The following is a 24,101-nucleotide window of genomic DNA, read 5'->3' as shown; positions in this document are numbered from 1 at the left end:
TATCTATTCCCGACCTGGTGTCGTTGTATCAACCGTTATGTGACTGTTTAAAGACAGCAGAGTTCGCTAAACCGCGGAAAAAGCGTGACGCAAGATGCAGGATCGGGACGATTCCGACTGGCGAAAGGGCGATGGCGCGAAGCCGAGCAGTAGAACATTTAACCAATGGTAAGACCAGACAATTTTTCTAATTGAAGCAGTTCGAATGTAATTCAGATGTAAAAAAGGCTCCCGCAGGAGCCTTTTATCGCTAGCCACATCAATTAGTTGATGATGTTCAGCGTCACGTCGATGTTGCCACGCGTTGCGTTTGAGTATGGGCAAACGATGTGCGCCGCATCCACCAGCTTCTGCGCTTCAGCCGCATCCATTTCTGGCAGATGGATATTCAGCTTGGCTTCAATTCCGAAACCGTTCGGGATTGGGCCAATACCCACTTCGCCTTCAATCCATGCATCTTTCGGCATCGCAATCTTGTCGCGGCCAGCTACAAACTTCATCGCGCCGAGGAAACAGGCTGAATAACCCGCGGCAAACAGCTGCTCTGGGTTAGTCACTTCGCCGCCTGCGCCGCCCATCTCTTTTGGCACGCCCAGTTTTACATCCAGCACGTTGTCAGAAGAAGTCGCACGACCATCACGACCGCCGGTGGCTTTTGCTTTTGCAGTATAAACAACTTGTTCTAAAGACATAATAACCTCGTTAATTCGCTATATAATCGCGCACTACTTATTATGCGCAAACCTGAACGTCATCTATGGGGATGTCGGGACAGCGACTTCCCCTACTCAACATCAATTGGCGCGGTAAAGGCTGTCGCGCAACTCGTCTAACTGACCTTTCAGTGACGCCATTGCCTGATCATCGCAGGCCGTCGCACACTGAATGGCTTCCGGAATGCTTTCCGCTTTCTCACGCAACGCTCGACCTTCATCGGTCAACGTCACCACAACCTGACGCTCATCCTGGCGTGAACGCTGGCGTCGCAGTAAACCCGCGCTCTCCAGACGTTTCAGCAGCGGCGTCAGCGTTGCTGAATCAAGAAACAGCTGCTCACCAATCTCGGAAACCGTCACATCGTCCTGATTCCACAGCACCAGCATCACCAGATATTGCGGATAGGTAATCTCCAGCCTGGATAGCAGCTGGCGATAGACTTTGTGCATCGCGAGATTCGCCGAATACAGCGCAAAGCAGAGCTGCTGATCTAACTGAAGTGGCGCCTGCTTCACTTTTTTGTCATCTTGATTACTGTTCATGGGTTTGAATATAAATAGCGCGCTAGATAATTGCAAGCGACTTTTCTCTGGGAGAGTGAAATATGCGAGATTCACTGGAAGAGCAAGCGCGCCGTTATGCCACTGAAGCGCATGCTGCTGCGGGTCAACGCCGCAAATACACTGACGAGCCTTACATTGTGCATCCGGCTGCCGTCGCCGAGTTAGTGCGTAGCGTTACCGATGATGAACAGATGATTGCCGCCGCCTGGCTGCATGACACAGTTGAAGACACGCCTAGCACCTTAGATGATATCGAGCGCCATTTCGGCGCGCGCGTGGCGGACCTGGTAGATCAACTCACCGACAGCGCGCAGCCTGCAGCGAAAAATCGCGCCGCACGTAAGCTGGCGCATTTCCGTCATACCGCCGATGCCTCGCCCGAGGCGCAAACCATCAAGCTGGCCGACATCATCGACAATACTCGCGCCATCGTGCAGTACGATGCCGACTTTGCGCGCGTCTATCTGGTGGAAAAGCAGATTCAGATTCAGCTCCTGCGCGAGGGCGATAGTCATTTGTGGCAGCAAGCTGAACAAACCATCAAACAGGGATTAGCGCAATTAGCGCTGCCGCCATACAGCGTGCCAGAGAGTTGGTTCATCAAACAGGCGGCAAAGTACGGCGCTATAAATTAAAAAACCCGCCATTTAGGCGGGTTGGAGCATCCTCAACAAGGATTACTCCAGCAGCTGGCGCCCTAAATACGGGTTAGCTTGTAACAGCTTCATCAGTTTGCGCGCCGTAGCGGAAGGACGCGTACGTTGCGCCTCCCAGCTTTTAACTGACGAAACGCTAACACCCATCACGCGGGCAAATTCGTCAACCTGCATGCCGGTCATTTCGCGTAAACGCTGCGGCTCGGGAACTGTAGTCTGGTTGATAGAAATTTCTGATACGGATGGCTTAGCGTCACGTGTCAAAACAATCTGCTCAAGGCTGCTGAGCAACTCGACCATGGGATCTTTTAATTCCATAGAGAACTCCTTAAAAACTCACTATGAAGCACGTGAAAGTAGAGAGGTAAGCGCCACCAGGCGCTGAAACCGGACGATCAGGCTGTATCCCGTAGCGGTTTCGCATAGTTATTATCAAACCGATGCGGGACACAGCCTGTTGAGCACTGCAAAAGATGTCAGGGCAATGCAACAATAGTTCGGGTTTCTAAGTATGGGACAGATCCCCGACTTTGCTGCCAGATTCCTGATTATTTTTTATTCTTTCTTATGCCACTTTTGGGTCGATCACCATAAGTAATTGACCCGCCTGCACTTGCTGCCCAGACAGCCGCGTCAGACTATGGATTTTTCCACTGACGGGCGCGACGATCGGGATTTCCATCTTCATTGATTCGAGGATGCCGACCGTGGCACCCGCACGAATTTCACTGCCTTCCTCCACCAACCATTGCCACACGCTGCCGGCCACCTGACTCTCAACGGGATGACATCCGGCTGGCACCACACTCTCTTCGCCGCTCTGCGCTTGCAGCTGGCTATCGAAGGTAAACTGCCCTTCGGCTCGCCAGCGCGCCAACTCCTCATCAAATGCCTGCTGGCGCTGTTGTTGGAAGGCATCAATCTCCTGCGCTTGCTGCGTCAGCATTGCCTGATAGTCGGCGAGACGGAATTCGCCCTGTTCCACGCGCAGCGGATAATCGCCCCACGGAAAACGCTCACGAATCTGCAGCAGCTCGTCGGCTTCTACCGGATAAAAACGAATTTGATCGAAGAAGCGCAGTAACCAGGGCTGGGTAAACGCGGCTGTTGGGCGATCGCGGTTCCACATCTGCATGGTACGTCCAACAAACTGATAACCGCCCGGCCCTTCCATGCCGTACACGCACATATAAGCGCCGCCGATCCCCACCGAATTCTCCGCCGTCCAGGTGCGCGCCGGATTGTATTTGGTGGTCACCAGGCGATGACGTGGATCGAGTGGCGTCGCCACCGGCGCACCGAGATAGACATCGCCCAATCCCATCACCAGATAAGAAGCGCTAAAGACGATCTCTTTTACCGACTCAATGCTATCCAGCCCATTGATGCGGCGAATGAATTCAATATTGCTTGGGCACCACGGCGCATTCGGTCTGACGGATTGGTCGTAGCGCACAATCGCTTCACGGCAGGCTGCATCATCCCAGCTGAGCGGCAGCCATACGGTGCGCGAAGGCACGGCCGCATCGGCCAGGCTCCCCAATGCTAAATCAGCGTGCAATATTTGCGCCAATAGCTCACTTCTTGCACACAGCTGCGCGTCATAATGGATTTGTAGCGAGCGGATGCCAGGCGTCAATTCCAGTTGCCCCGGCAGCGGATGCGCTTCCAGCCATTGCATTAGCGCATGCACGCGAAAACGCAGCGCGATATCCAGCTGCAAATCGCCATATTCCACCAGCAGGAAACGGTCGCCCGCTGCTCGAATAGAGAGCGAAGGACGTTGATCCGCTGCCGCATGATGGTGCAGCACAGGATCAATCAACGGCAGCGCCGCGTTCACTGTAATCGGTTGAGATTGCAGTTTGATGATCTCGTCCCGCTGCGCCTGCGCCAGGTGATCGGCGGTGAAAAGATCGATCGGCTGGAACTGCACGCGATCGCCGGCTTTCAGTTGCCCCAGCTTCCACAGATCGGCCTCGATCACCGTTGCCGGGCAGACAAATCCACCCAGCGATGGGCCATCCGGGCCGAGGATCACCGGCATATCGCCGGTAAAATCCACCGTGCCGAAGGCGTAGGCATTGTCATGGATGTTCGAAGGATGCATGCCCGCCTCGCCGCCGTCGCTGCGCGCCCAGGTCGGTTTTGGGCCGATCAGGCGAATGCCGGTGCGGCTGGAGTTGTAGTGCACTTGCCACTCAGCGGCAAAAAATGCCGCGATGTCGTCATCGGTGAAGAAGGTGGGCGCGCCATGCGGGCCGTAAATCACCCGCAGCTGCCAGCAACCGTTAAGTTGCGGCAGCAGTTCGTCAGGCAATGTTGCGGCACTCAGCACCTGCGGCGCGGCGAGATGCAGCACGTCACCGGCGCGCAGCGCGCGTCCGGCATGACCCCCAAATTTGCCGAGGGTAAAAGTGCTGCGGCTACCCAGATAACGCGGCGTGTCGAGGCCACCAGCCAGCAGCAGATAGCTGCGGCTGCCATCGCGCACTTCACCGAGCGTCAGTGTTTGCCCGGCCTGCGCCGTTAGCCGCTGGTTCATCGGTAACCTTTGTTGATCGAGTTGCGCGGCAATCGGCGCGCCGGTCAGTACAAAACTGCAGGCCTGGTTAAAGCGCAGCGTCGGGCCACGCAAGGTGATCTCCAGCCCGGCGGCTTGGGCATCATTATCTAACAGGCGATTGCCGAGCTGGAACGCGCGGCTGTCGAACGGACCGGAAGGCGGCACGCCAACATGCCAATAGCCGATGCGGCCCGGCGCGTCCTGCACCGTGGTTAAGGTGCCGCCGCTGATAATATCCAGCGTTGGCGGCTGCCACTGCAGGGTGCCGAGGGTGGCGGTGATGATGCATCCCTGCTGCACTTCCGGCAGCGTGCACAACTGGCGCAGCCACAGCAAATTGGTTTCGATGCCGTACAATTCGGTGACGTGCAGCGCCTGCACCATGCTGCCGAGCGCGCTGGCGCGGTCGGCGGCATGCACAATCACTTTCGCCAGCATTGGATCGTAAAACGGCGAAACTTCCATGCCGCTCTCAACGCTGCTGTCGATACGCAGCGTGGCATCCTCAATCTCAGTCGGGAACTGCACATGGCTGAGCAATCCGGCGCTGGGCTGGAACTGCTTAGCGGGATCTTCGGCGTAAAGCCGTACCTGAATGGCGTGACCTTGCGCGACCGGCTGCAAATCTGCCAGCGGCGGTAATGTTTGCTGTGCCAGTTCCACCATCCAGCGCACCAGATCGACGCCATACACCATTTCGGTGACGCCATGTTCTACCTGCAAACGCGTGTTCACTTCAAGGAACCAGAACTGCTGGCTGGCATCGTCATACACATATTCCACCGTGCCCGCGCTGCGATAGTTCACCGCTCGCGCGAGCCTGACGGCGGTGGCCTGCAACTGCGCGCGCACCGCTGCGCTCAAGCCCGGTGCGGGTGTCTCTTCCAGCACCTTTTGATTACGGCGTTGCGCCGAACAATCACGCTCACCGAGCGCGATCACTTCACCTGCGCCGTCGCCAAAAATCTGCACTTCGATATGGCGCGCACGCGCAATGAACTTCTCTAAAAATACGCCATCGTCGGCGAAGTTGTTGCCTGCCAGGCGCTTCACGCGGGTAAATGCCGCGTCGAGCTGTTCGGCATCGTCACAGCGCTGCATGCCAATCCCGCCGCCGCCCGCGGTGCTTTTCAGCATCACCGGATAGCCAATCTGCGCCGCCATCTGCTGCGCCTCGGCCAGCGAAGCCAGTAAGCCGCTGCCCGGCAGCAGCGGTACGTTGTTCTGTTCGGCCAGCGCACGCGCGCTGTGTTTCAGGCCAAAAGCCGCCATCTGCTCGGCGCTCGGCCCAAGAAAATGCACGCCCGCCGCTGTGCAGCGCGTGACAAATTCTGGATTTTCACTGAGAAAACCGTAGCCCGGATGCAGCGCCTGCGCGCCACTCTGCGCGGCTATCGCCAGCAATTTATCCTGATTGAGATAAGTGTCTCGCACCTGACCTTCGCCGAGCGACCAGGCTTCATCCGCCAGACGCACATGGCGCGCATGGCGGTCGGCTTCGGCATACACGGCAATCGCCCGGATATTCATGGCTTGCAGGGTACGAATAATGCGCACGGCAATCGCGCCACGGTTGGCAATTAATACGCGATCAATCATGACTGAATACTCTCGTTGCGGCAGGTCGTCCTGCATGGCATTGACGGCAGAAAACGGGTCGTCCCGTTGCGTCAGAGAATCACCACACGCTGACTAAAATCGACGTTGGGTTGTAACCGTTGCAGGGATTGTTGAGCTGCGGGCAGTTGGAGATCAGCACCAGCACGTTGATCTGCGCCACCATCTCGACATATTTGCCCGGCGCAGAAATGCCGTCGGCAAAGGTCAATCCGCCGTCATGCGTCACCGGCACGTTCATGAAAAAATTGATGTTGTGGGTGATGTCGCGGCGCATCAGGCCAAACTGCGGCTTCTCCGCCACCGCCAGCATCCAGCTATCGCGGCACGAATGCATATGGCGCTTTTCCAGGTCATAGCGCACGGTGTTGCTCTCGCACGAGCAGGCGCCGCCCAAGGTATCGTGACGGCCGCAGGTATCGGCGGTAATGGTCAACATCGGGCGATCACGGTTGGAGCGCAGCACGCTGCCGGCCGTCAGAAACACATTGTTCTGCCCGCGCAGCGTGTCGCTCATGCTGTAGCGTTCAGCGGTGTCATCAGCATTGAAAAACAGCGTATCGGCGGCCTGATTGCCTTCCAGATCGGTGATGCGTAGCGTCTGACCGGCTTCGATACGCTGCAACCAGTAATCACCGGCATCAATTTGCTGTTGTAAGCGCGCTTCGTCTGGATTGCGCGGACTTTCAGTGATCATCACATTTCTCCTTGCAGTTGATACAGCGCGTTATTACGCAAGCCGCGTTGATTTTCAGCACGTTGCAGACAGATTTCGGGTAATGGCGCGTGCTGAGCATCCAGTTCGATCTGCACCGGCTGGCGCGGATAATCCAGCGATGCGCTCAGCGGATGCGGGCAAGTGTGCAGCAGCACCAGCGTGTCCATCGCAAAACGTAAACGCACGCTGGCACCCGCCGCGCCCTGACGTTCCAGCCGCAAAGTGCCGTTATCGTCGGCGCGCACCTGCGCAAACAGATTGAGGCAGGACGCCATATCGCGCTGGCCGAGCCCATACTTCGCCAGCTCGACGAGAAAGCTGTCGTAGCCGTTTTGATGGCGCAGGTTGCGCGCCTGTTGATAGGTGCTGGCACCAAAGCGCGCGGCGGTTTGTTCGGCATTCAGCGTGCCGCACACGCTTTCGTGCCAGCCGAAGCTGTCGTGTTCAATGCCGCAGAAAATGCGTCCCATATCTGAATAGAGACAGTGACCGGCGGTGAGGCGGAAAGTGTGCTGGCACTTCAAGGTGTCGGGCGCGTTATAGCGCTCCAGCAGGTTTTCCGGGTTGTAAAACAGCAGGCCGACGTTGGCGCCACCTTCCACATCGGTAAGAGTCAGCGCGCTGCCGCTGCGCATCACCAGCGACCAGTGCGCGCCGCTCGGCAACAAGGTTTGATAAGGCTTCATGGTTTTCTCCTTTAGGCGACCAGCGGCTCGGATGGCTGTGCGCGATCCAGCGGCAGGTCGTACGTGATGGTCGCGCCCCAGGCTTCAGGCGCGTGCGGATCGTGGCGCAGCTTGTCAAACACCAGCAGACGCGAGGCGAGGCTAAATCCCTCTTTCAGATCGTGGGTGATCATGAAAATGGTCAGGTTGTGCTGCTGCCACAAGCGGGTAATCAGTTGGTGCATCTCGCCGCGGATGCCGGGATCGAGTGCGCCGAAAGGCTCATCCAGCAGCAAAATGCGCGGCTGCTTCATCAACGCCTGCGCCAGCGCCAGACGCTGCTGCATGCCGCCCGACAGCTGATGCGGATATTTATTCTGCGCATGTTCAAGGCCGACCTGCGCCAGCATGGCCTGCGCACGCTGGCGAATCGCCTGACGCTTCTTTCCCCACACGCGGCCCAGCCAACGCGCACTGCTGAACTCGTCGCCCAGCATCACGTTGCCCAGCACCGTCAGATGCGGGAACACTGAATAGCGCTGAAACACCACGCCGCGATGCGCATCCGGTTCGTCGGGAATCGGTTCGCCATCCAGTAACAGCTGGCCTTTGCTGGGCGCTTCAGTGCCGAGCAGCATATTCAGGAAGGTGGTTTTGCCGCAGCCGGACGCACCGACAATCGCCACAAACTCGCCCTCTTCGACCTCGATATTGAGGCGCTCCAGCACCACTTGCTGGCCGTAATGTTTCTCAAGGTTTTTCAGTTGCAGTAACGGCATCGCTCGCCCCTTATTTCGCGTGATACCACGGCCAGCAGCGACGGCTAATCAGCCGCAGCAACAGGTCGAGCAGGAAGGCCAGCAGCGCGATCCACGCCACGTACGGCAGAATCACATCCATTGCCAGATAACGCCGCATCAGGAAGATGCGATAACCCAAACCTTCTGTGGCGGCGATAGCCTCGGCGGCAATTAAAAACAGCCACGCCGACGCCAGCGACAGCCGCACCGCATCCAACAGGCGCGGCATCAGCTGCGGCAGGATCACGCGCCACAAAATCTGCGCGCTGTGCGCGCCAAGCGTCTGCGCCTTCACCAGCTGCTCGCGCGGGATTTTCTGCACCTGCAGCTGCAAATCGCGGGTAATCAACGGCGTGATGCCAATGACAATCAGCACCACTTTCGACACTTCGCCGAGGCCAAAACAGATAAACAGAATCGGCAGAATCGCCAGCGGCGGTACCAGTGCAAACAACGTCACCAGCGGCGCCAGCACCGCCCGCACCACCGGCAGCGCGCCGGTGAACAGACCCAGCGCCAGCGCCAATAGCGCGCTGATCGCCACGCCACACAGCAAACGCAGCAGACTGGCGGCGGTATCGCTCCACAGCAGGTATTCACCGGTGCGCGGGCTGGGCTGAAACGCCATGCGGCTGATGGCGTCGCCCATGACGTTAAAGCCCGGCAACAGCTTGTCTGCCGCATTCAGGCTGAGACGCGCATCCGACGCGAACAGATACACCAGCAGCAGCGCCAGCAGCGGCAAGATGCCCAGCAGCAAGCGCCCCAGCGGCAGCGGTTGGTAGTTGATCAACTTACGCATCGGCATCGCCTCGCTTACAGCTGCCCGGCGGCGGCCAGTTTGGTGTACTCATCGGTGAAGCGCAGTTTGATGTTGCCCGCATCGCCCCAATTGCCCGCAGGCGTTGCCACGCCAACCACATCGGCGCTCGGCGCGCCCTCGCCCAGCAAGCCGTGCTTGAACGAGAACTCGGCGACCATCTGCATGGTGGCTTTGAGCTGTGGGCTTTGGACGAAATCGAGGGTGGTTTTGGCATCGCTGAACAGATGCGTGGCGGCCAGCTGCTGATCAAAGCCCGCCAGATCGGTGCCGGAAGCCTGCGCCATTTGTGTGCGTGCCGCTTTGGCGCTGTCGGTTGGGCCGGACATGGTTTTCAGCGTTTCATACCATGCGCCGGTCAGCGCTTTGCCGAGCTGCGGATACTTTTTAAGCGTGGCGCTGTTGACCACCAGCAGATCGAGGATTTCACCCGGAATTTGCGCGGAAGAGAAAATCAGATGACTGTTCGGCTGCTTCTCCGCTTCGGCGAGCAGCGGATTCCAGGTCACGATAGCGTTGACATCGGCGGTGCCAAACGCCGCCACCAAATCGGCATCGGCGGTGTTCACCACTTTGACGTCTTTCTCGCTCATGCCGGATTTTTCCAGCGCTCGCGCCAGCAGGTAATGTGAAACCGAGAGTTCGACCAGATTGATCGGCTTGCCTTTCAGCGCCGAGAGGTTTCCCGCGCCTTTCAGCAGAATGCCGTCGTTACCGTTGGAGTAATCGCCGACGATCAGCGCCGTGCTATCCACGCCGCCGGTCGCGGGAATGGTTAGTGCATCCATGTTGGTCATGGTGCAACCCGTAAAGCCACCGGCGGTGTATTGGTTCACCGATTCGATATAGTCGTTAACCTGCACAAACTGGATATCGATGCCGTATTTGTCGGCCCATTTTTTGACGATACCGCTCTGCTGCGCGTAATCCCACGGCATCCAGCCCGCGTAGATCGACCAGCAAATCTTGAAGGAGGGTTTGTCGGCGGCCAGCGTATTGACGCTGAACAGCGTGATGGTGCAAAGCAACAGCAGGCGAAGGCAGGCTTTGATCATGATGGTTCCTCTGACGTTAACGGGCGAAAAAAAAGCAGGAGGCGGCGAGCAACGTTCTCGCTTTCCTCCCGGGCTTTTTTCCCGCCGTGTAACCGTCAGAGGACGGTCGGCCACTCTCGGACCAGCATCTTTCGACCGGAACCCTAGTGACCCATTGCAAATTGTCTGGCGACCTCGGTTGCCCGCTATCGCTCCTGCATCTGCGTTAACACATACAAAATGGATGCCAAGGTTATATCCCGCTGAAAAACATAAAATATTAACGATCCGCGCGTCGCCGCTTTGCTGGCATTGCACAGAAAAGCAGCGTGCGCGCACCAACGTGAAGCAGCCCATCGATGGAAACGTTGACGCCTCTCGCAATTCCGAACGGGCACTGAAAAAACTTTTACTTTGCGATCATGTGGTTATTACACATTGATGACACACCAAGCTGAACCAATTAAGTATTGGTTCACTTCTTGCCTACGCTAAGAAAGCGGTCCAATTCGCCTTTCATCAGGAAAAGGGCTGGATACGCGGCGTTTACCGATCTTTTTCTGATGCATAAACAGGCGAACCAATCATGAATGACACGCCAGAAACCAGCCGCAACTCCAGCACCGCACTTGAGCAACTGCGCCAGCTGATTCAGCAACAGGAGCACACGCCGGATCGCGCGCTGCCCACCGAACGTGAGTTAGCGGAGCGCTTTGGCGTGGGTCGTCGTGAAATTCGCCGGGCATTGGATGTGCTGGAAGAAGAGGGCCGCATCTGGCGTAAACAGGGCAAAGGCACCTTTGTTGGGCCCTCCGCGCCGGTGCAGCCGCTGGTGTTACAGGATCTGCCGCAGCAATCGAATCTGCTTGAAGTGATGGAAGCGCGTTTGCAGCTGGAGCCGGGGCTGGCAAGTCTTGCCGCCCTGCGCGCCACCAAAGAGCAAATTGCCTTGATGAAACGCCTGCTGGAGCGCATGCACGCCATCACGCCGCCAGAAGATGGCGATCAACATGAACTGTGGGACAGCGCCTTTCATCGCGCCATCGCCGAAGCGGCAGGCAATCGTCTGATGCTCGGGCTGTTCGACGCCGTTGATGCCGTGCGCCGCGATCCCGGCTGGCAGCATTTGCGAGTGCAGGCGCGCACCCCGGCGCGCCTGGATAACTATGACAACCATCATCAGCGGCTGGTGATGCACATCGCCCAGCGCCAGCCTCATGAAGCGGCAGCGGCGATGCGTGAACATCTGCTTGCGCTGCAACAGGCGCTGATGGAAACGCTCTATTCCCGCCAGGAGGATATGCCATGACCGCACATCCCGTTTTATCGCTGCGCAATCTGCGCGTGCAGTTTCACGGCTCGCCCGTCACGGTGCTGGATGATATTTCTCTGCAGCTAGAGGCGGGAGAAACGCTGGCGCTGGTCGGTGAATCGGGCTGCGGCAAAAGCATCACCTCACTGACGTTGATGGGTTTGCAGCCTGACAGCGCGCGCATCTTGCAGGGCGACATGCTGTTTGATGGCCGCGATCTGCGCCAGCTCAGCAGCAGCGAATACGCCAGCCTGCGCGGCAACCAACTGGCGATGATTTTTCAGGAGCCGATGACCTCACTTAATCCGGCCTTCACGCTTGGCGATCAGCTGAGTGAAGCGGTGATGCGCCATCGCAAAGTGAATAAGCGCCAGGCAATGGACGCGGCGCTGGCGATTCTGCAAAAAGTGCAAATCCCGGCACCAGAACTGCGGCTCAAAGCCTATCCGCATCAGCTCTCCGGCGGCATGCGCCAGCGCGTGATGATCGCGATGGCGCTGATCAACCAGCCAAAACTGCTGATTGCCGACGAACCCACTACCGCGCTCGACGTCACCATTCAGGCGCAAATTCTGGCGCTGCTGAACACCCTAAAACAGGAAACCGGCACTGCAGTGCTGATGATCACCCACGACCTCGGCGTGGTGGCGGAAGTGGCGCAGCGCGTGGCGGTAATGTACGCCGGTCAGGTGGTGGAGAGCGGCAGCGTCGAGCGTATTTTCAACGATCCGCAGCATCCTTACACCATTGGCCTGATGGGCTCAATTCCCAGCCTGAGCGCACGCGAAGGTGCGCTGGCCACCATTCCCGGCCAGGTGCCGTTGCCGGAAAACATGCCGGCTGGCTGCCGTTTTGCCACGCGTTGCCCCTTCGCCGAAACACGCTGCCACCAGCATCGCCCGGCGTTACGCGCGCTGGCGAACGATCATCAGGTGGCCTGTTTCCGCGCCCCGTTAGAGCAATACGTCACGCTGGGAGAAAGTGCATGAAGCCGATTTTAGAGTGCCGCGATTTAAGCAAAACCTTCTCCGCGGGCAACCGGCTGTTTTCACGTAATCGCGGCGTGACGGCGGTCGATCGCGTTTCGCTGCAGGTGATGCCGGGCGAAACGCTGGCGATTGTCGGCGAATCCGGTTCCGGTAAATCGACGCTGGGCCGTTTGCTGCTGCGGTTATTGGCCGCCAGCGCTGGCGACGTGTTCTATCAGGGCGAAAGCATTACTGATGCCAGCGGCGCGCGGCTCAATCAGCTGCGCCGTGAATTGCAGATTATCTTCCAGGACCCGTTTGCCTCGCTCAATCCGCGCATGACGGTGCAGCAGATTGTTGGCGAACCCTTGTGGCTGCACGAAAAGATGAGCCGCGATCAGCGCCATTCGCGCGTCGCCGAACTGCTACGCACCGTTGGCCTGCCTGCGGCCTGGGCCGAGCGTTACCCGCACGAGTTTTCAGGTGGTCAGCGCCAGCGCATCGGTATTGCCCGCGCCCTGGCATCCCAACCGAAATTATTGCTCGGCGATGAGCCGGTTTCAGCGCTGGATGTGTCGGTGCAGGCGCAGGTGGTGAATCTGCTGGAGAGCCTGAAACAGCAGTTTGGTCTGACGATGGTGATCGTGGCGCACGGTTTAGCGGTAATCCGTCATATGAGCGATCGCGTGGCGGTGATGTATCTCGGTCAGATTGTTGAACTGGCCAGCGTCGATGAGATTTTTGATGCGCCGCTCCATCCTTATACGCAGGCGCTGATTGCCTCTGCGCCGCAAATGCAGCCGGGTGGCAACCGCACCATTCCGATGTTGCAAGGCGACCTGCCCAATCCCGCCAATCCACCGAGCGGCTGCCGTTTTCATACCCGTTGTCCCTATGCCACGGCGGAATGTCGCCAGTTTGAACCGATTAATCAGGTGCTGAGCGGCGGCCGTCAAATTGCCTGTCACCGCTGGCAGGAGATTAATCGCGATCGCAGCGTCATCACTCTTGCGCCACCTTCCGCCGCTTTTTTACGTCGCCGCGCCCTGTTTGAGCAGGCGGTGAATCAGCAAGCCTAACCCCTGGAGAGACACCGTGAAGCAAGCTCGTCATACGTTATTAACCGCCCTCAGCGGTCTGTTACTGCTCGGCGCTAGCGCCCACAGCCAGGCTGACAGCGTGATTCGCATCGGCCTGGGCGCCGATCCTGACATGCTCGATCCGCATCTGGCGCGCACCTATTACGGCCGTTTTGTGTTTGCGGCGATGTGCGATCGTTTGGTCGATGTCGATCAAAACCTCAAAGTGGTGCCGGGTCTGGTCACCGATTGGGCGTGGAGCGATGACGGTAAAACGCTGACCATGAATCTGCGCAGCGGCGTGACCTTCCACGATGGCGAAAAGTTTGATGCGCAGGCGGTGAAATTCAATATCGAACGTGCGCAGACGCTGCCGGGTTCGCTGCGCAAAAGTGAAATCTCCTCGATTGAAAGTGTGGAAGTAAGCGGCCCGATGCAGGTGAAATTCCACCTGAAAAACCCAGATGCGGCGCTGCTGAGCCAGCTGACCGACCGCGCCGGCGCCATGCTGGCACCGGAAGCGGCGAAAAAGCCCGATTTCGCCGCTCATCCGGTCTGCTCTGGCCCGTATCAGTTCGACAGCCGTGTTCAGCAGGATCGCATCGTGCTGAAGCGCTATGACAATTACTGGAATAAAGGCGCCTATCACTTCGATAAGGTGATTTTCCTGCCGATCCCGGATGCTTCCGTACGCCTCGCGAACCTGCGTGCGGGCGATTTGGATCTCACCGAAGGCGTGGCCGCCAGCGATGTGAAAACCGTTGAAGCCGATAGCAAACTGGCGCTGGCAAAAGTCACAGGTCTTGGTTATCAGGGCATCACTTTCAATATCAACAACGGCAAAGTCGATGCTAATAGTCCGCTGAAAGATGCGCGGGTGCGTGAAGCGTTCTCACTGGCGATTGACCGTGATGCGCTGAATCAGGTGGCGTTTGAAGGCTTGTATACGCCAGCCAATCAGGCGTTTTCACCGGTCAGCGCGTATCACGTCAAAACACCGATCGCACCGCGCGATGTTGAGAAAGCCAAAGCGCTGCTGAAGGCTGCGGGTGTTACCACACCGCTGAATCTGACGCTGCTGGTCAGCAATAACCCGACCGCGCAGCAGGTGGGCCAGGTGATTCAGGCGATGGTCGGTGAAGCCGGTTTCAACCTCAATCTGCAAATGAGTGAGTTCGCCACCCTGTTGGATCGCCAGCAGCGCGGGGATTATCAGCTTAGCCTGTCGGGTTGGTCTGGTCGTCCGGATCCGGACGGCAGCATCTATTCGTTTATTAACAGCAAAGGCACGCTCAATGACGGACGCTACAGCAATGCGCAGGTCGATGAGTGGCTGAATGCCGCGCGTCTCACCAACGACCAGGCACAGCGTCAGGCGCTCTACACCCAGGTGGTGAACCAACTGCAAAGCGATATGCCGATTGCTTACCTCTACTTTGAGCCACGCATTTTTGGCATGTCGAAAAAACTGCAGGGCTTCAAAGCCTGGCCGGACGGATTGGTACGTTTGGCTGGCGTAAGTCTGGCGCAGTAAACCGCTAAGGAGCGAGGATGCTGGAACTGATTGTAAAACGGCTATTGCTGGCGATTCCGACGCTGCTGCTGGTGAGCATTATGGTGTTCGCACTGCAAAAGCTGCTGCCGGGCGATCCGGTGCTGGCGATGGCGGGCGAAGAGCGCGATCCAGCGGTTATCGCCCAGCTGCGGGCGGAATATCATCTGGACGATCCGATTCCCGCGCAATATTTCGCCTGGATGGGTAATGCGCTAACCGGCGATTTGGGCATGTCGCTGCGCACCAAAGAGCCGGTGACGGCGCTGATCGCCAGCAAATTGCCGGTCACGCTGGAATTGTCATTGCTGGCGATGATTATCGCGCTGGTGATTGGCATCAGCATGGGCATCATCGCCGCAGTGCGCAAAGACAGTTGGGTCGATCACACCACCAACTTTGTCGCGCTTTCCGGGATTTCAGTGCCTCACTTCTGGCTCGGTATTCTGCTGATTTTGCTGTTCTCCGTGCACCTGCAATGGCTGCCGGCATCGGGCTTTGTGCCGGTTAGCGAAGATGTGGCGCAGAACCTGAAAACGCTGCTGCTGCCAGCGCTGGTGCTCGGCACCGGACTGGCCGCCACCTTAATGCGCCACACCCGCGCTTCAATGATCGCCGTGCTGAAAGCGGATTACATTCGCACCGCACGCGCCAAAGGGCTGCTGGCAAAGAAAGTGGTGTTGAAGCATGCGTTGCGTAATGCATTGATGCCGATTGTTACTCTCACCACGCTGCTGTTTGGCGAGTTACTGGGTGGCGCAGTGCTGACCGAGCAGGTCTTCACGCTGCCCGGCTTTGGCAAGATGATTGTCGATGCGGTGTTTAACCGTGATTACGCCGTGGTGCAAGGCGTGGTGCTGGTGGTGGCGATGGGCTTCCTGCTGCTCAACCTGCTGGCCGATGTGCTCTATCTGATCATTAACCCGAAAATGCGAGGCTGACCATGAGCGAGGTATTAACCGCTGGCGTACTGCCTGCAGTGGCAAAGCCCAATCGTCGGGTACTGAAAAAGTTCCTGCGTAATAAAAGTGCGCTGATTGGTGCGGTAATTGTGCTGCTGTTTGTCGCCGTGGCGCTGCTGGCACCGTGGCTGGCTCCGTTTGATCCCATCAAAGCCAATTTCCTTGCGGTGCGCAAAGCGCCAACGCTGCTGCACTGGTTCGGTACCGATGAGTTGGGGCGCGATATTTTGTCGCGCCTGGTGTGGGGCGCACGCACCTCGCTGCTGGCGGGCTGCATTTCGGTGCTGATCGCCATTCTGATTGGTGTGCCGCTTGGGTTGATTGCCGGTTACTGGCAAGGCTGGTGCGACGGCATTATTTCGCGCTTTATCGAAGCGCTGCTGGCGTGCCCGTTTCTGATTCTGGCGATCGCGCTGGGCGCATTTCTCGGCCCGAGTTTGTCGAATGCAATGATTGCCATCGGTTTATCTGCGATGCCGATTTTCGCCCGCTTGACGCGCGGACAGGTGATTGCCATTCGGCACGAAGAGTACATCGACGGCGCGCGGGCGATTGGTTTGCCCGATCGCTGGATCATCCTGCGTTATGTGCTGCCCAATGTGCTGTCGCCAATTCTGGTACAGGCCACGCTGGCGATTGCTTCGGCGATCATCACCGAAGCCAGCCTCTCATTCCTTGGCCTCGGCCAGCAACCGCCCTCGCCTTCATGGGGCGCAATGCTGAATACCGCCAAAGGCTTTCTCGAACAGGCGCCGTGGATGTCGATTTTCCCCGGCCTGGCTATTTTTCTCACCGTGCAGGGCTTCAACCTGCTGGGCGACGGTTTGCGCGACGCGCTCGACCCACGCGATGACTCACACTAAGGAACGATCATGAGTGAACTGGATTTTAACGTCAGCTATGCCTCACACCGCGTACCGATGATGGGACGCAACGCGGTTGCCACTTCGCAGCCGCTGGCGGCGCAGGCCGGGATGCGCATGTTGCAACAAGGCGGCAATGCGGTAGATGCGGCGATTGCCAGTGCGATGGCGTTAACCGTGCTGGAGCCCAGCGGCAACGGCCTTGGCAGTGACGCCTTCGCGATTATCTGGGATGGCAAACAGCTGCACGGTTTGAATGCCTCGGGCCGCTCGCCCGCCGCATGGAACCCGGAACGCTTTGCCGGACGCGATGCCATGCCGGAAATTGGCTGGGAAGCGGTCACCGTGCCGGGCGCGGTTTCGGCGTGGGTGGAGCTGGCCGAACGCTTTGGCACGCTGCCGCTCACCACGCTAGCGCAACCGGCCATCGAATATGCGCGCGATGGTTTCCCGGTTTCACCGCTGATTGGTCATCTGTGGCAGCGCGCCTACCACAAGCTGAAAGATCAGCCCGGCTTCGTCGAGTGCTTTGCGCCCGATGGACGACCGCCGCGTGCCGGCGAGCTGTTCCGTAATCCGGCGCAAGCCGAAACGCTGCAAAAAATCGCCGAAACGCGCGGTGAAGCCTTCTATCGTGGCGAGCTGGCTGAAAAGATAGTGGCGTTTGCTGAGCAGCATGGTGCGGCGCTGAGCCTTGATGATCTGAAAAATCATCGCGCCGACTGGGTGGAATTGTTATCGCGCCCGTTTGCGGGTGGATCGGTGCAGGAGCTGCCGCCAAACGGTCAGGGCATCGCCACCTTGATTGCGCTGGGCATTCTCGAACAGTGGGATATTGGCCGCTATGAACCGGATTCAGTGCCGTGGCTGCATCTGTCGATTGAAGCGATGAAGCTGGCGCTGGCCGATCTGGATCGCTACGTCAGCGATTACGATCACCTCGAGTTCCCGGCGGAACTGCTGCTGAGCGATGACTATTTGAAACAGCGCGCGCAGCTGATTAATCCCGATCGGGCCGGGGATTTTACCTTTGGCTCCCCGCAGCAGAGCGGCACGGTGTATCTCTCCACCGCCGATGCCAGCGGCATGATGGTTTCCTTTATACAGTCAAACTACATGGGCTTCGGTTCTGGCGTGGTGGTGCCGGGCACCGGCATCAGCCTGCAAAACCGTGGCTGCGGTTTCTCACTCGATCCGCAGCATCCTAATGTGGTGGCCGGCGGCAAGCGGCCGTTCCACACCATCATTCCGGCGTTTGCCCTCGACGGTGACGGCCAGCCACTGATGTCGTTTGGCGTGATGGGCGGCCCGATGCAGGCACAAGGTCATTTGCAGATGGCGCTGCGTATCATGCAGCACAAGCAAAACCCGCAGGCAGCGATTGATGCCCCGCGCTGGCGCGTTGAGCAAGGGCGTGCGGTGGTGGTTGAGCCGGGCATTGACCGTAACGTGCTGGCAAAGCTGCGCGAGATGGGACATCAAATTACGCTCGAAGATCCGCTGCTCGGCTATAACTTCGGCGGTGCGCAGGCGATTGTGCGCGATCCGCAAGGCTTCTACATCGCCGCCACCGAAAGCCGCAAAGATGGGCAGGCGCTGGTGTTCTGATTTAACGTGTTAAAACGGTCACCATGAATGGTGACCCTACGGAATTTGCTATTTCCTTGCCTGGTGCGCATTTATGCGCACCAGGCAAACGCCGCCCGTTGTACCCGCCAGGCCATTGCACTATCCTTTAGGACCATTCCCACCGAATCGAATTTGCCATAACAGGAGTTAATCATGGCGTCAGGAATTTCCCGCATCTGGATGCGCACCGGCATGCTGATGGTCAGTGCCTTGGTCGTGCTGCAACTTACGGCCTGTGGCGACAAAGAGGGCGATCAGCGTAAAGCGTTCAGTGACTTCCTTCAGAACACAGTGATGCGCAGCGGCGAACATCTGCCAAGCCTGAGTGAAAACCAGAAGCAGACCTTCGGTAACTACGCCAGCGATTACGCCATCCTGTATGGTTTCTCGCAGCAGACCAATCAGGCGATCGAGCAAGGTATGCGTCCGGTGGTTGATGAATTAGCAGCGATTCGTGTACCGCAGGATTACCTGACGCGCCGCGATAACCTGCGCCAGGCCAGCGGTAATCTGAGCGTGCTGACCCAGCAGATTCAGAGCGCCAAAATGCAGGCGGACAGCAGCAAAGCCACGTTGAAGCAGCCGGATGATCTGAAGAAAGTCTACGACGCCGCGTTTACCAAAGTGGTAACGCAGCCAGCCAGCACGCTGATTCCGCTGCTGCCACAGCTGCAGGCGCTGAGCCAGGCGGCGGTGCAAACCGGCGACTATCTGCAATCGCAAGGCACACGCGTAACCTTCAACGACGGTGGCGTGCAGTTCCCAACGCAGGATCAGGCAACGCAGTACAACACGCTGATGAGCAATCTCTCCAGCAATGCGCAGGCGCTGACGCAAGCGCAAAATGCGGTGCAAGGCGGGTTATAACAGCCGAACTATTTTAGTGGTCGCCAATAATGGCGACCCTACAAGCCATTCGTTTCTTTTCAGAATTTCGTCACTTCCTTACAGCTCACTTTTCTGCTGCAGCATATTGTGATCTGGCGCATTTTCGACCAAAAATAGTTTGTGACATTGATCACATTTACACAACAAAGCACCCAGATTAAAAGGTGACTTAAGTCACATTCATCATCTTGTTTTGCTTAATTTTTCGGCATCGTTGCTTTCTTACAGCCCCTTTTTGTGATCGATATCACCTTATTGCCCCCCAACCACCCCAACTGAGCGTGATCTGCATCACACTTAGGCACTGCTCTACGCAGCGTAATAAACTAGTGCTAGAGTCCGCGTGCATACAGTAATGCCACGGCCCCCGCCGTAACGTTCAAACAAAAACAAACGCGCTCTCTTATTGCAGCGCGTCTCAATAAGGGGTGGGTTTATGTCCTCATCAGTAAAGGTCAAGGTTCAGAGCTTTGGTCGCTTTCTGAGTAATATGGTGATGCCTAACATCGGTGCGTTTATCGCATGGGGTATCATCACTGCGCTGTTCATCCCAACCGGATGGATTCCAAACGAAACGCTGGCGAAACTCGTCGGCCCAATGATCACCTACCTGCTGCCGCTGCTGATTGGTTTCACCGGTGGACGTCTGGTTGGCGGCGATCGCGGTGGCGTGGTCGGTGCGATCACCACCATGGGCGTGATCGTCGGTGCCGATATGCCGATGTTCCTCGGCTCGATGATTGCCGGTCCACTGGGCGGCTGGGCGATCAAGTCCTTTGACCGCGCCGTAGATGGCAAGATCAAAAGCGGCTTCGAGATGCTGGTTAACAACTTCTCGGCCGGTATTATCGGTATGCTGCTGGCGCTGTTAGCGTTCCTGGCAATCGGTCCACTGGTTGAAGGCCTGTCACACATTCTCGCCGCGGGCGTGAATCTGATGGTGCAGAACAACCTGCTGCCACTGACCTCGATCTTTGTTGAACCGGCGAAAATCCTGTTCCTCAATAACGCCATCAACCACGGTATCTTCTCTCCGCTGGGTATCCAGCAGGCGAGCGAGGCCGGCAAATCAATCTTCTTCCTGATTGAAGCCAACCCAGGTCCGGGTATGGGCGTGCTGGTTGCCTACATGATGTTTGGTCGCGGTAGCGCTAAACAATCTGCAGGCGGTGCAGCGATCATCCACTTCCTCGGTGGTATCCACGAAATTTACTTCCCATACGTGCTGATGGCGCCGCGTCTGTTGCTGGCGGTAATCCTTGGCGGTATGACCGGCGTGTTCACCCTGACGCTGCTGAACGGCGGCCTGGTTTCTCCGGCTTCTCCAGGTTCCATCCTGGCCGTGCTGGCGATGACGCCAAAAGGCGCTTATTTCGCGAACATCGCGGCCATCATCGCTGCATTTGCCGTCTCCTTCGTGGTCTCTTCAATCCTGCTGAAAACCAGCAAAGTGAAAGAAGATGACGATATCGAAGCCGCGACACAGCGCATGCAGGATATGAAAGCGCAGTCGAAAGGTCAGGCCGTTGCCGGTTCACCGGTTGCTGGCGACGCGATGAGCGTTGACCTAAACCACGTACGCAAAATCATCGTAGCCTGTGACGCCGGTATGGGTTCAAGTGCGATGGGTGCAGGCGTGCTGCGTAAGAAAGTGCAGGACGCGGGTCTCAGCAATATCTCCGTCACCAACACGGCGATTAACTCGCTGCCAGGCGACGTCGATTTGGTGATTACCCACCGCGATCTGACCGAACGTGCGATGCGTCAGGCACCGCAGGCGCAGCATATTTCGCTGAACAACTTCCTCGATAGCGCGCTGTACAGCAATCTGACTGAACGTCTGGTTGCCGCTAACCGCAGTGAAGCGCGTCGCGAAACCGTGCAGACTACGCTGGCTGACAGCTACGACGAAGGCAACGCGCACCTGTTTAAACTGGGTGCAGACAACGTGTTCCTCGGCCTGAGCGCCACCCATAAAGAGCAGGCGATTCGCTTTGCGGGTGAGCAGCTGGTGAAAGGCGGCTACGTGCAGCCGGAATATGTTGAAGCGATGCTGGAACGTGAAAAACTGACGCCAACTTACCTCGGTGAATCCATTGCTGTGCCACACGGTACCGTAGAAGCGAAAGACCGCGTGCTGAAAACCGGCGTGGTGTTCTGTCAGTATCCGGCAGGCGTGCAGTTTGGTGATGAGCCAGAAGACGTGGCGCGTTTGGTGATTGGTATCGCCGCTCGCAATAACGAGCACATTCAGGTGATTACCAGCCTGACCAACGCGCTGGATGATGACAGCGTGATTGAGAAGCTGGCCAATACCACCAGCGTGCAGGACGTGTTGGACCTGCTCTCAGGCAACACCGTTAAAGCGTAATACCACGTTTTACCTTCCCTGGGGCGGGTAAGCCCGTCCCACATTTCCGGGGCGGACTTGCCCGCCCTTTCGTCATTTGTTATGGGTCAAATTTATGAAAGCGTTACATTTTGGAGCAGGTAACATTGGTCGCGGTTTTATCGGTAAGTTACTGGCGGATGCCGGCATCGAGCTGGTGTTTGCTGACGTCAATCAGGTGGTACTTGATGCCCTTAACGCCCGTCATGAGTATCCGGTTCATGTGGTTGGCGAGCAGGCAAAAGTCGAAATCGTAACAGGCGTCAGCGCCGTCAACAGCACCAGCGATGACATCGTTGCGCTGATTGCGGAGGTTGATATCGTGACCACGGCGGTTGGCCCGCAGATTCTGGAGCGCATCGCCGGTGGCGTCGCGAAAGGTCTGGCTAAACGCAGCGACAGCGGTAACGTCCGTCCACTCAACATCATCGCCTGTGAAAACATGGTGCGCGGTACCAGCCAGCTGAAACAGCACGTGCTGAAAGCGCTGCCAGAGCAGTATCACGCGTGGGTTGAAGCGCATGTTGGCTTCGTTGATTCTGCGGTCGATCGCATCGTGCCGCCATCCGAAGCCGGCACCACCGATCCGCTGGAAGTCACCGTGGAAACCTTCAGCGAGTGGATTGTTGATAAAACCCAGTTCAAAGGTGAATTGCCAAACATTGCTGGCATGGAATTGACCGACAATCTGATGGCGTTCGTTGAGCGCAAGCTGTTCACCCTCAATACCGGTCACGCCATCACCGCGTATCTCGGTCAGTTGGCCGGTCACGCTACCATTCGTGACGCGATTCTTGATGAGAAAGTGCGTGCGGTAGTGCAAGGCGCGATGCAGGAAAGCGGTGCCGTGCTGATCAAGCGTTATGGCTTTGAGGCCGATAAGCATGCTGCCTACATCCAGAAAATCCTCACCCGCTTCGAAAATCCGTACCTGAAAGATGACGTTGAGCGCGTAGGTCGTCAGCCGCTGCGTAAACTGAGCGCGGGCGATCGCCTGATCAAGCCAACGCTGGGCACCATTGAATACAACCTGCCGCACACCAATCTGGTCCAGGGCATTGCCGCCGCCATGCACTATCGCAGCGAAGCCGATCCGCAGGCGCAGGAACTGGTCGCGCTGCTGGCAGAAAAAGGCCCGCAAGCCACGCTGGCGGAAATTTCTGGCCTGGATGCCAATAGCGAAGTGGTCACCTCAGTGGTGAGCGCTTACAACGCTATGGCATAATGCGCGCCCTTGAGTGGTTAACTCGGGCGCGCTTGCGTGCCCGCTGGCGGTAGCTGAACGATGCAGGCAATGATGGAAGAGAAGCAGGCTTTTGAAAACCGGGTGCTTGAGCGCCTGAACGCCGGTCGTTCGGTGAGAAGCTTCCTGATCGCCGCCGTTGAGCTGCTGACCGAAGCAGTTAACCTGCTGGTGCTGCAAGTGTTTCGCAAGGACGATTACGCGGTCAAATATGCCGTAGAGCCGCTGCTGCTGGGTAATGGTCCGCTGGGCGAACTCTCGGTTCGCCTCAAGCTGATTTACGGCCTGGGCGTGATCAACCGGCATGAGTACGAAGATTGTGAACTGCTGCTGGCGCTGCGTGAGGAGCTGAATCACGACATCAGCGATTATCGATTTACCGACGATGAGATCCTCGGCCCGTTTGGCGAATTGCACTGCGTGGCCGCCTGGCCGCCGCAGCCGGATTTCAACCGCGACGACGAGCAACTGCGCTCCATGCAGCAGCAGCGCTATCTGCAGATGGTACGTTCAACCATGGTGCTGTCGCTCACCGAGCTGATTTCACGCATTTCGCACAAGCAGGTGTTTAAAAAGCCGGCAGTGTAGGGTCGCCATTCATGGCGACCAGGCGAGCATGAATACGCGCCACGCTGCAAAACTGCGTAGATTTGTGTATCCTTTGCCTGTTTTCCTTAACGAGTTTTCCCCCAATGAAAGAACAAGAAAAAGCCGAGATTAAACTGCTGAGCGATCAGCTCGATGCGCTCAACCGCAAAGAAGCCCCGCTGCTAGCCTCTGGCGATGCCGAAAAGCTCGGTGAACTGCTGCGTGAAAAAGAGAAGCTGGAGCTGGAAATTGAGCGCCTGCGCAGCGTCCGCACTGAGAAGCTGAGCAAAGAAGCGCAACAGCTGCAGAAGCTGGGCTTTAGCCGCGAAATCACCAAGAAAGAACAGGCCAACATGGGCGCATTTAAGAAAAGCGTGCGCGGCCTGGTGGTGGTACACCCAATGACCGCGCTCGGACGTGAGATGGGACTGAAAGTGATGACCGGCTACGCCAAGCAGCCGTTCTAATCTTG

Annotated in this window: 22 protein-coding genes and 1 riboswitch; of the genes, 13 read left to right on the top strand and 9 right to left on the bottom strand. The window is 57.6% G+C overall.

Annotation, left to right across the window (positions count from 1 at the left end; translation table 11 throughout):
• Nucleotides 1-263: 263 nt before the first annotated feature.
• Nucleotides 264-692, bottom strand: coding sequence for an organic hydroperoxide resistance protein (locus NQH49_RS00665; RefSeq protein ID WP_008104621.1), 429 nt, complete (start codon nucleotides 690-692; stop codon nucleotides 264-266).
• A 102-nt stretch (nucleotides 693-794) separates the two neighbouring features.
• On the bottom strand, nucleotides 795-1,259 hold the full coding sequence (locus tag NQH49_RS00660) for a MarR family winged helix-turn-helix transcriptional regulator (RefSeq protein ID WP_008104624.1): 465 nt from the start codon (nucleotides 1,257-1,259) through the stop codon (nucleotides 795-797).
• Nucleotides 1,260-1,321: 62 nt separating this feature from the next.
• Here NQH49_RS00660 and NQH49_RS00655 point away from each other — a divergent pair, with 62 nt between their 5' ends.
• A complete protein-coding gene (locus tag NQH49_RS00655; RefSeq protein WP_256697992.1) occupies nucleotides 1,322-1,915 on the top strand; it encodes an HD domain-containing protein in 594 nt (197 codons plus the stop codon).
• A 42-nt stretch (nucleotides 1,916-1,957) separates the two neighbouring features.
• Here NQH49_RS00655 and NQH49_RS00650 read toward each other — a convergent pair whose 3' ends face one another.
• The 7 genes from NQH49_RS00650 to NQH49_RS00620 all read right to left on the bottom strand — a co-directional run bounded on the left by NQH49_RS00650 (nucleotide 1,958) and on the right by NQH49_RS00620 (nucleotide 10,177).
• The gene (locus tag NQH49_RS00650; RefSeq protein WP_008104629.1) at nucleotides 1,958-2,254 is read right to left on the bottom strand and encodes an HTH-type transcriptional regulator; all 297 of its coding nucleotides are present in this window, start codon (nucleotides 2,252-2,254) and stop codon (nucleotides 1,958-1,960) included.
• 247 nt (nucleotides 2,255-2,501) lie between these two features.
• On the bottom strand, nucleotides 2,502-6,101 hold the full coding sequence (gene uca, locus NQH49_RS00645) for an urea carboxylase (RefSeq protein WP_256697990.1): 3,600 nt from the start codon (nucleotides 6,099-6,101) through the stop codon (nucleotides 2,502-2,504).
• Between the two features lie 79 nt (nucleotides 6,102-6,180).
• Nucleotides 6,181-6,816 (bottom strand): urea amidolyase associated protein UAAP2, encoded by a 636-nt coding sequence (locus NQH49_RS00640; RefSeq protein WP_256697989.1) that lies wholly within the window; start codon nucleotides 6,814-6,816, stop codon nucleotides 6,181-6,183.
• Nucleotides 6,816-7,523 carry an urea amidolyase associated protein UAAP1 gene (locus NQH49_RS00635; RefSeq protein WP_256697987.1) on the bottom strand — a complete coding sequence of 236 codons (708 nt, stop codon included), beginning with the start codon at nucleotides 7,521-7,523 and terminating at the stop codon, nucleotides 6,816-6,818. The genes NQH49_RS00640 and NQH49_RS00635 overlap by 1 nt, the downstream gene beginning before the upstream one ends.
• A gap of 11 nt (nucleotides 7,524-7,534) precedes the next feature.
• On the bottom strand, nucleotides 7,535-8,281 hold the full coding sequence (locus NQH49_RS00630; protein ID WP_256697986.1) for an ABC transporter ATP-binding protein: 747 nt from the start codon (nucleotides 8,279-8,281) through the stop codon (nucleotides 7,535-7,537).
• A gap of 10 nt (nucleotides 8,282-8,291) precedes the next feature.
• Complete coding sequence (locus tag NQH49_RS00625) at nucleotides 8,292-9,104, bottom strand: ABC transporter permease (RefSeq protein ID WP_256697985.1); 813 nt, start codon at nucleotides 9,102-9,104, stop codon at nucleotides 8,292-8,294.
• 14 nt (nucleotides 9,105-9,118) lie between these two features.
• Complete coding sequence (locus tag NQH49_RS00620) at nucleotides 9,119-10,177, bottom strand: putative urea ABC transporter substrate-binding protein (protein WP_256697983.1); 1,059 nt, start codon at nucleotides 10,175-10,177, stop codon at nucleotides 9,119-9,121.
• Between the two features lie 63 nt (nucleotides 10,178-10,240).
• Nucleotides 10,241-10,335, bottom strand: a riboswitch (guanidine-I (ykkC/yxkD leader).
• A gap of 407 nt (nucleotides 10,336-10,742) precedes the next feature.
• Between NQH49_RS00620 and NQH49_RS00615 the strand changes: the two genes are divergently transcribed.
• From NQH49_RS00615 to NQH49_RS00560, 12 genes are all read left to right on the top strand, one after another.
• Complete coding sequence (locus NQH49_RS00615) at nucleotides 10,743-11,465, top strand: FadR/GntR family transcriptional regulator (protein WP_256697982.1); 723 nt, start codon at nucleotides 10,743-10,745, stop codon at nucleotides 11,463-11,465.
• The gene (locus tag NQH49_RS00610) at nucleotides 11,462-12,457 is read left to right on the top strand and encodes an ABC transporter ATP-binding protein (protein ID WP_256697981.1); all 996 of its coding nucleotides are present in this window, start codon (nucleotides 11,462-11,464) and stop codon (nucleotides 12,455-12,457) included. Before NQH49_RS00615 ends, NQH49_RS00610 begins: the two co-directional genes overlap by 4 nt.
• Nucleotides 12,454-13,515 (top strand): ABC transporter ATP-binding protein, encoded by a 1,062-nt coding sequence (locus tag NQH49_RS00605; protein WP_256697980.1) that lies wholly within the window; start codon nucleotides 12,454-12,456, stop codon nucleotides 13,513-13,515. The genes NQH49_RS00610 and NQH49_RS00605 overlap by 4 nt, the downstream gene beginning before the upstream one ends.
• 16 nt (nucleotides 13,516-13,531) lie before the next feature.
• The gene (locus tag NQH49_RS00600) at nucleotides 13,532-15,049 is read left to right on the top strand and encodes an ABC transporter substrate-binding protein (RefSeq protein ID WP_256697978.1); all 1,518 of its coding nucleotides are present in this window, start codon (nucleotides 13,532-13,534) and stop codon (nucleotides 15,047-15,049) included.
• A 17-nt stretch (nucleotides 15,050-15,066) separates the two neighbouring features.
• Nucleotides 15,067-16,008 (top strand): ABC transporter permease, encoded by a 942-nt coding sequence (locus NQH49_RS00595; RefSeq protein WP_256697977.1) that lies wholly within the window; start codon nucleotides 15,067-15,069, stop codon nucleotides 16,006-16,008.
• Between the two features lie 2 nt (nucleotides 16,009-16,010).
• Nucleotides 16,011-16,892, top strand: a complete 882-nt coding sequence (locus tag NQH49_RS00590) for an ABC transporter permease (RefSeq protein WP_256697975.1) — start codon at nucleotides 16,011-16,013, stop codon at nucleotides 16,890-16,892.
• A gap of 9 nt (nucleotides 16,893-16,901) precedes the next feature.
• On the top strand, nucleotides 16,902-18,500 hold the full coding sequence (locus NQH49_RS00585; protein ID WP_256697973.1) for a gamma-glutamyltransferase family protein: 1,599 nt from the start codon (nucleotides 16,902-16,904) through the stop codon (nucleotides 18,498-18,500).
• 174 nt (nucleotides 18,501-18,674) lie between these two features.
• Complete coding sequence (locus NQH49_RS00580) at nucleotides 18,675-19,388, top strand: DUF3053 domain-containing protein (RefSeq protein ID WP_256697972.1); 714 nt, start codon at nucleotides 18,675-18,677, stop codon at nucleotides 19,386-19,388.
• Nucleotides 19,389-19,845: 457 nt separating this feature from the next.
• Complete coding sequence (locus tag NQH49_RS00575; protein WP_008104656.1) at nucleotides 19,846-21,780, top strand: PTS mannitol transporter subunit IICBA; 1,935 nt, start codon at nucleotides 19,846-19,848, stop codon at nucleotides 21,778-21,780.
• A gap of 94 nt (nucleotides 21,781-21,874) precedes the next feature.
• Complete coding sequence (gene mtlD, locus NQH49_RS00570; protein ID WP_256697971.1) at nucleotides 21,875-23,023, top strand: mannitol-1-phosphate 5-dehydrogenase; 1,149 nt, start codon at nucleotides 21,875-21,877, stop codon at nucleotides 23,021-23,023.
• 60 nt (nucleotides 23,024-23,083) lie between these two features.
• Complete coding sequence (gene mtlR / locus NQH49_RS00565; RefSeq protein ID WP_256697970.1) at nucleotides 23,084-23,629, top strand: mannitol operon repressor MtlR; 546 nt, start codon at nucleotides 23,084-23,086, stop codon at nucleotides 23,627-23,629.
• 104 nt (nucleotides 23,630-23,733) lie between these two features.
• Nucleotides 23,734-24,096 carry a YibL family ribosome-associated protein gene (locus NQH49_RS00560; RefSeq protein WP_008104662.1) on the top strand — a complete coding sequence of 121 codons (363 nt, stop codon included), beginning with the start codon at nucleotides 23,734-23,736 and terminating at the stop codon, nucleotides 24,094-24,096.
• Nucleotides 24,097-24,101 lie beyond the last annotated feature (5 nt).

The organism is Pantoea trifolii (genome assembly GCF_024506435.1).
GTDB lineage: Bacteria > Pseudomonadota > Gammaproteobacteria > Enterobacterales > Enterobacteriaceae > Pantoea > Pantoea trifolii.
This window is presented reverse-complemented; position numbering and strand designations above follow the sequence as displayed.

What these genes read in the sequence shown, in the direction of transcription:
- NQH49_RS00665 (WP_008104621.1), bottom strand. Translation starts at nt 692, where the DNA reads ATGTCTTTAGAACAAGTTGTTTATACTGCAAAAGCAAAAGCCACCGGC.
- NQH49_RS00660 (WP_008104624.1), bottom strand. Translation starts at nt 1,259, where the DNA reads ATGAACAGTAATCAAGATGACAAAAAAGTGAAGCAGGCGCCACTTCAG.
- NQH49_RS00655 (WP_256697992.1), top strand. Translation starts at nt 1,322, where the DNA reads ATGCGAGATTCACTGGAAGAGCAAGCGCGCCGTTATGCCACTGAAGCG.
- NQH49_RS00650 (WP_008104629.1), bottom strand. Translation starts at nt 2,254, where the DNA reads ATGGAATTAAAAGATCCCATGGTCGAGTTGCTCAGCAGCCTTGAGCAG.
- uca (WP_256697990.1), bottom strand. Translation starts at nt 6,101, where the DNA reads ATGATTGATCGCGTATTAATTGCCAACCGTGGCGCGATTGCCGTGCGC.
- NQH49_RS00640 (WP_256697989.1), bottom strand. Translation starts at nt 6,816, where the DNA reads ATGATCACTGAAAGTCCGCGCAATCCAGACGAAGCGCGCTTACAACAG.
- NQH49_RS00635 (WP_256697987.1), bottom strand. Translation starts at nt 7,523, where the DNA reads ATGAAGCCTTATCAAACCTTGTTGCCGAGCGGCGCGCACTGGTCGCTG.
- NQH49_RS00630 (WP_256697986.1), bottom strand. Translation starts at nt 8,281, where the DNA reads ATGCCGTTACTGCAACTGAAAAACCTTGAGAAACATTACGGCCAGCAA.
- NQH49_RS00625 (WP_256697985.1), bottom strand. Translation starts at nt 9,104, where the DNA reads ATGCGTAAGTTGATCAACTACCAACCGCTGCCGCTGGGGCGCTTGCTG.
- NQH49_RS00620 (WP_256697983.1), bottom strand. Translation starts at nt 10,177, where the DNA reads ATGATCAAAGCCTGCCTTCGCCTGCTGTTGCTTTGCACCATCACGCTG.
- NQH49_RS00615 (WP_256697982.1), top strand. Translation starts at nt 10,743, where the DNA reads ATGAATGACACGCCAGAAACCAGCCGCAACTCCAGCACCGCACTTGAG.
- NQH49_RS00610 (WP_256697981.1), top strand. Translation starts at nt 11,462, where the DNA reads ATGACCGCACATCCCGTTTTATCGCTGCGCAATCTGCGCGTGCAGTTT.
- NQH49_RS00605 (WP_256697980.1), top strand. Translation starts at nt 12,454, where the DNA reads ATGAAGCCGATTTTAGAGTGCCGCGATTTAAGCAAAACCTTCTCCGCG.
- NQH49_RS00595 (WP_256697977.1), top strand. Translation starts at nt 15,067, where the DNA reads ATGCTGGAACTGATTGTAAAACGGCTATTGCTGGCGATTCCGACGCTG.
- NQH49_RS00590 (WP_256697975.1), top strand. Translation starts at nt 16,011, where the DNA reads ATGAGCGAGGTATTAACCGCTGGCGTACTGCCTGCAGTGGCAAAGCCC.
- NQH49_RS00585 (WP_256697973.1), top strand. Translation starts at nt 16,902, where the DNA reads ATGAGTGAACTGGATTTTAACGTCAGCTATGCCTCACACCGCGTACCG.
- NQH49_RS00580 (WP_256697972.1), top strand. Translation starts at nt 18,675, where the DNA reads ATGGCGTCAGGAATTTCCCGCATCTGGATGCGCACCGGCATGCTGATG.
- NQH49_RS00575 (WP_008104656.1), top strand. Translation starts at nt 19,846, where the DNA reads ATGTCCTCATCAGTAAAGGTCAAGGTTCAGAGCTTTGGTCGCTTTCTG.
- mtlD (WP_256697971.1), top strand. Translation starts at nt 21,875, where the DNA reads ATGAAAGCGTTACATTTTGGAGCAGGTAACATTGGTCGCGGTTTTATC.
- mtlR (WP_256697970.1), top strand. Translation starts at nt 23,084, where the DNA reads ATGCAGGCAATGATGGAAGAGAAGCAGGCTTTTGAAAACCGGGTGCTT.
- NQH49_RS00560 (WP_008104662.1), top strand. Translation starts at nt 23,734, where the DNA reads ATGAAAGAACAAGAAAAAGCCGAGATTAAACTGCTGAGCGATCAGCTC.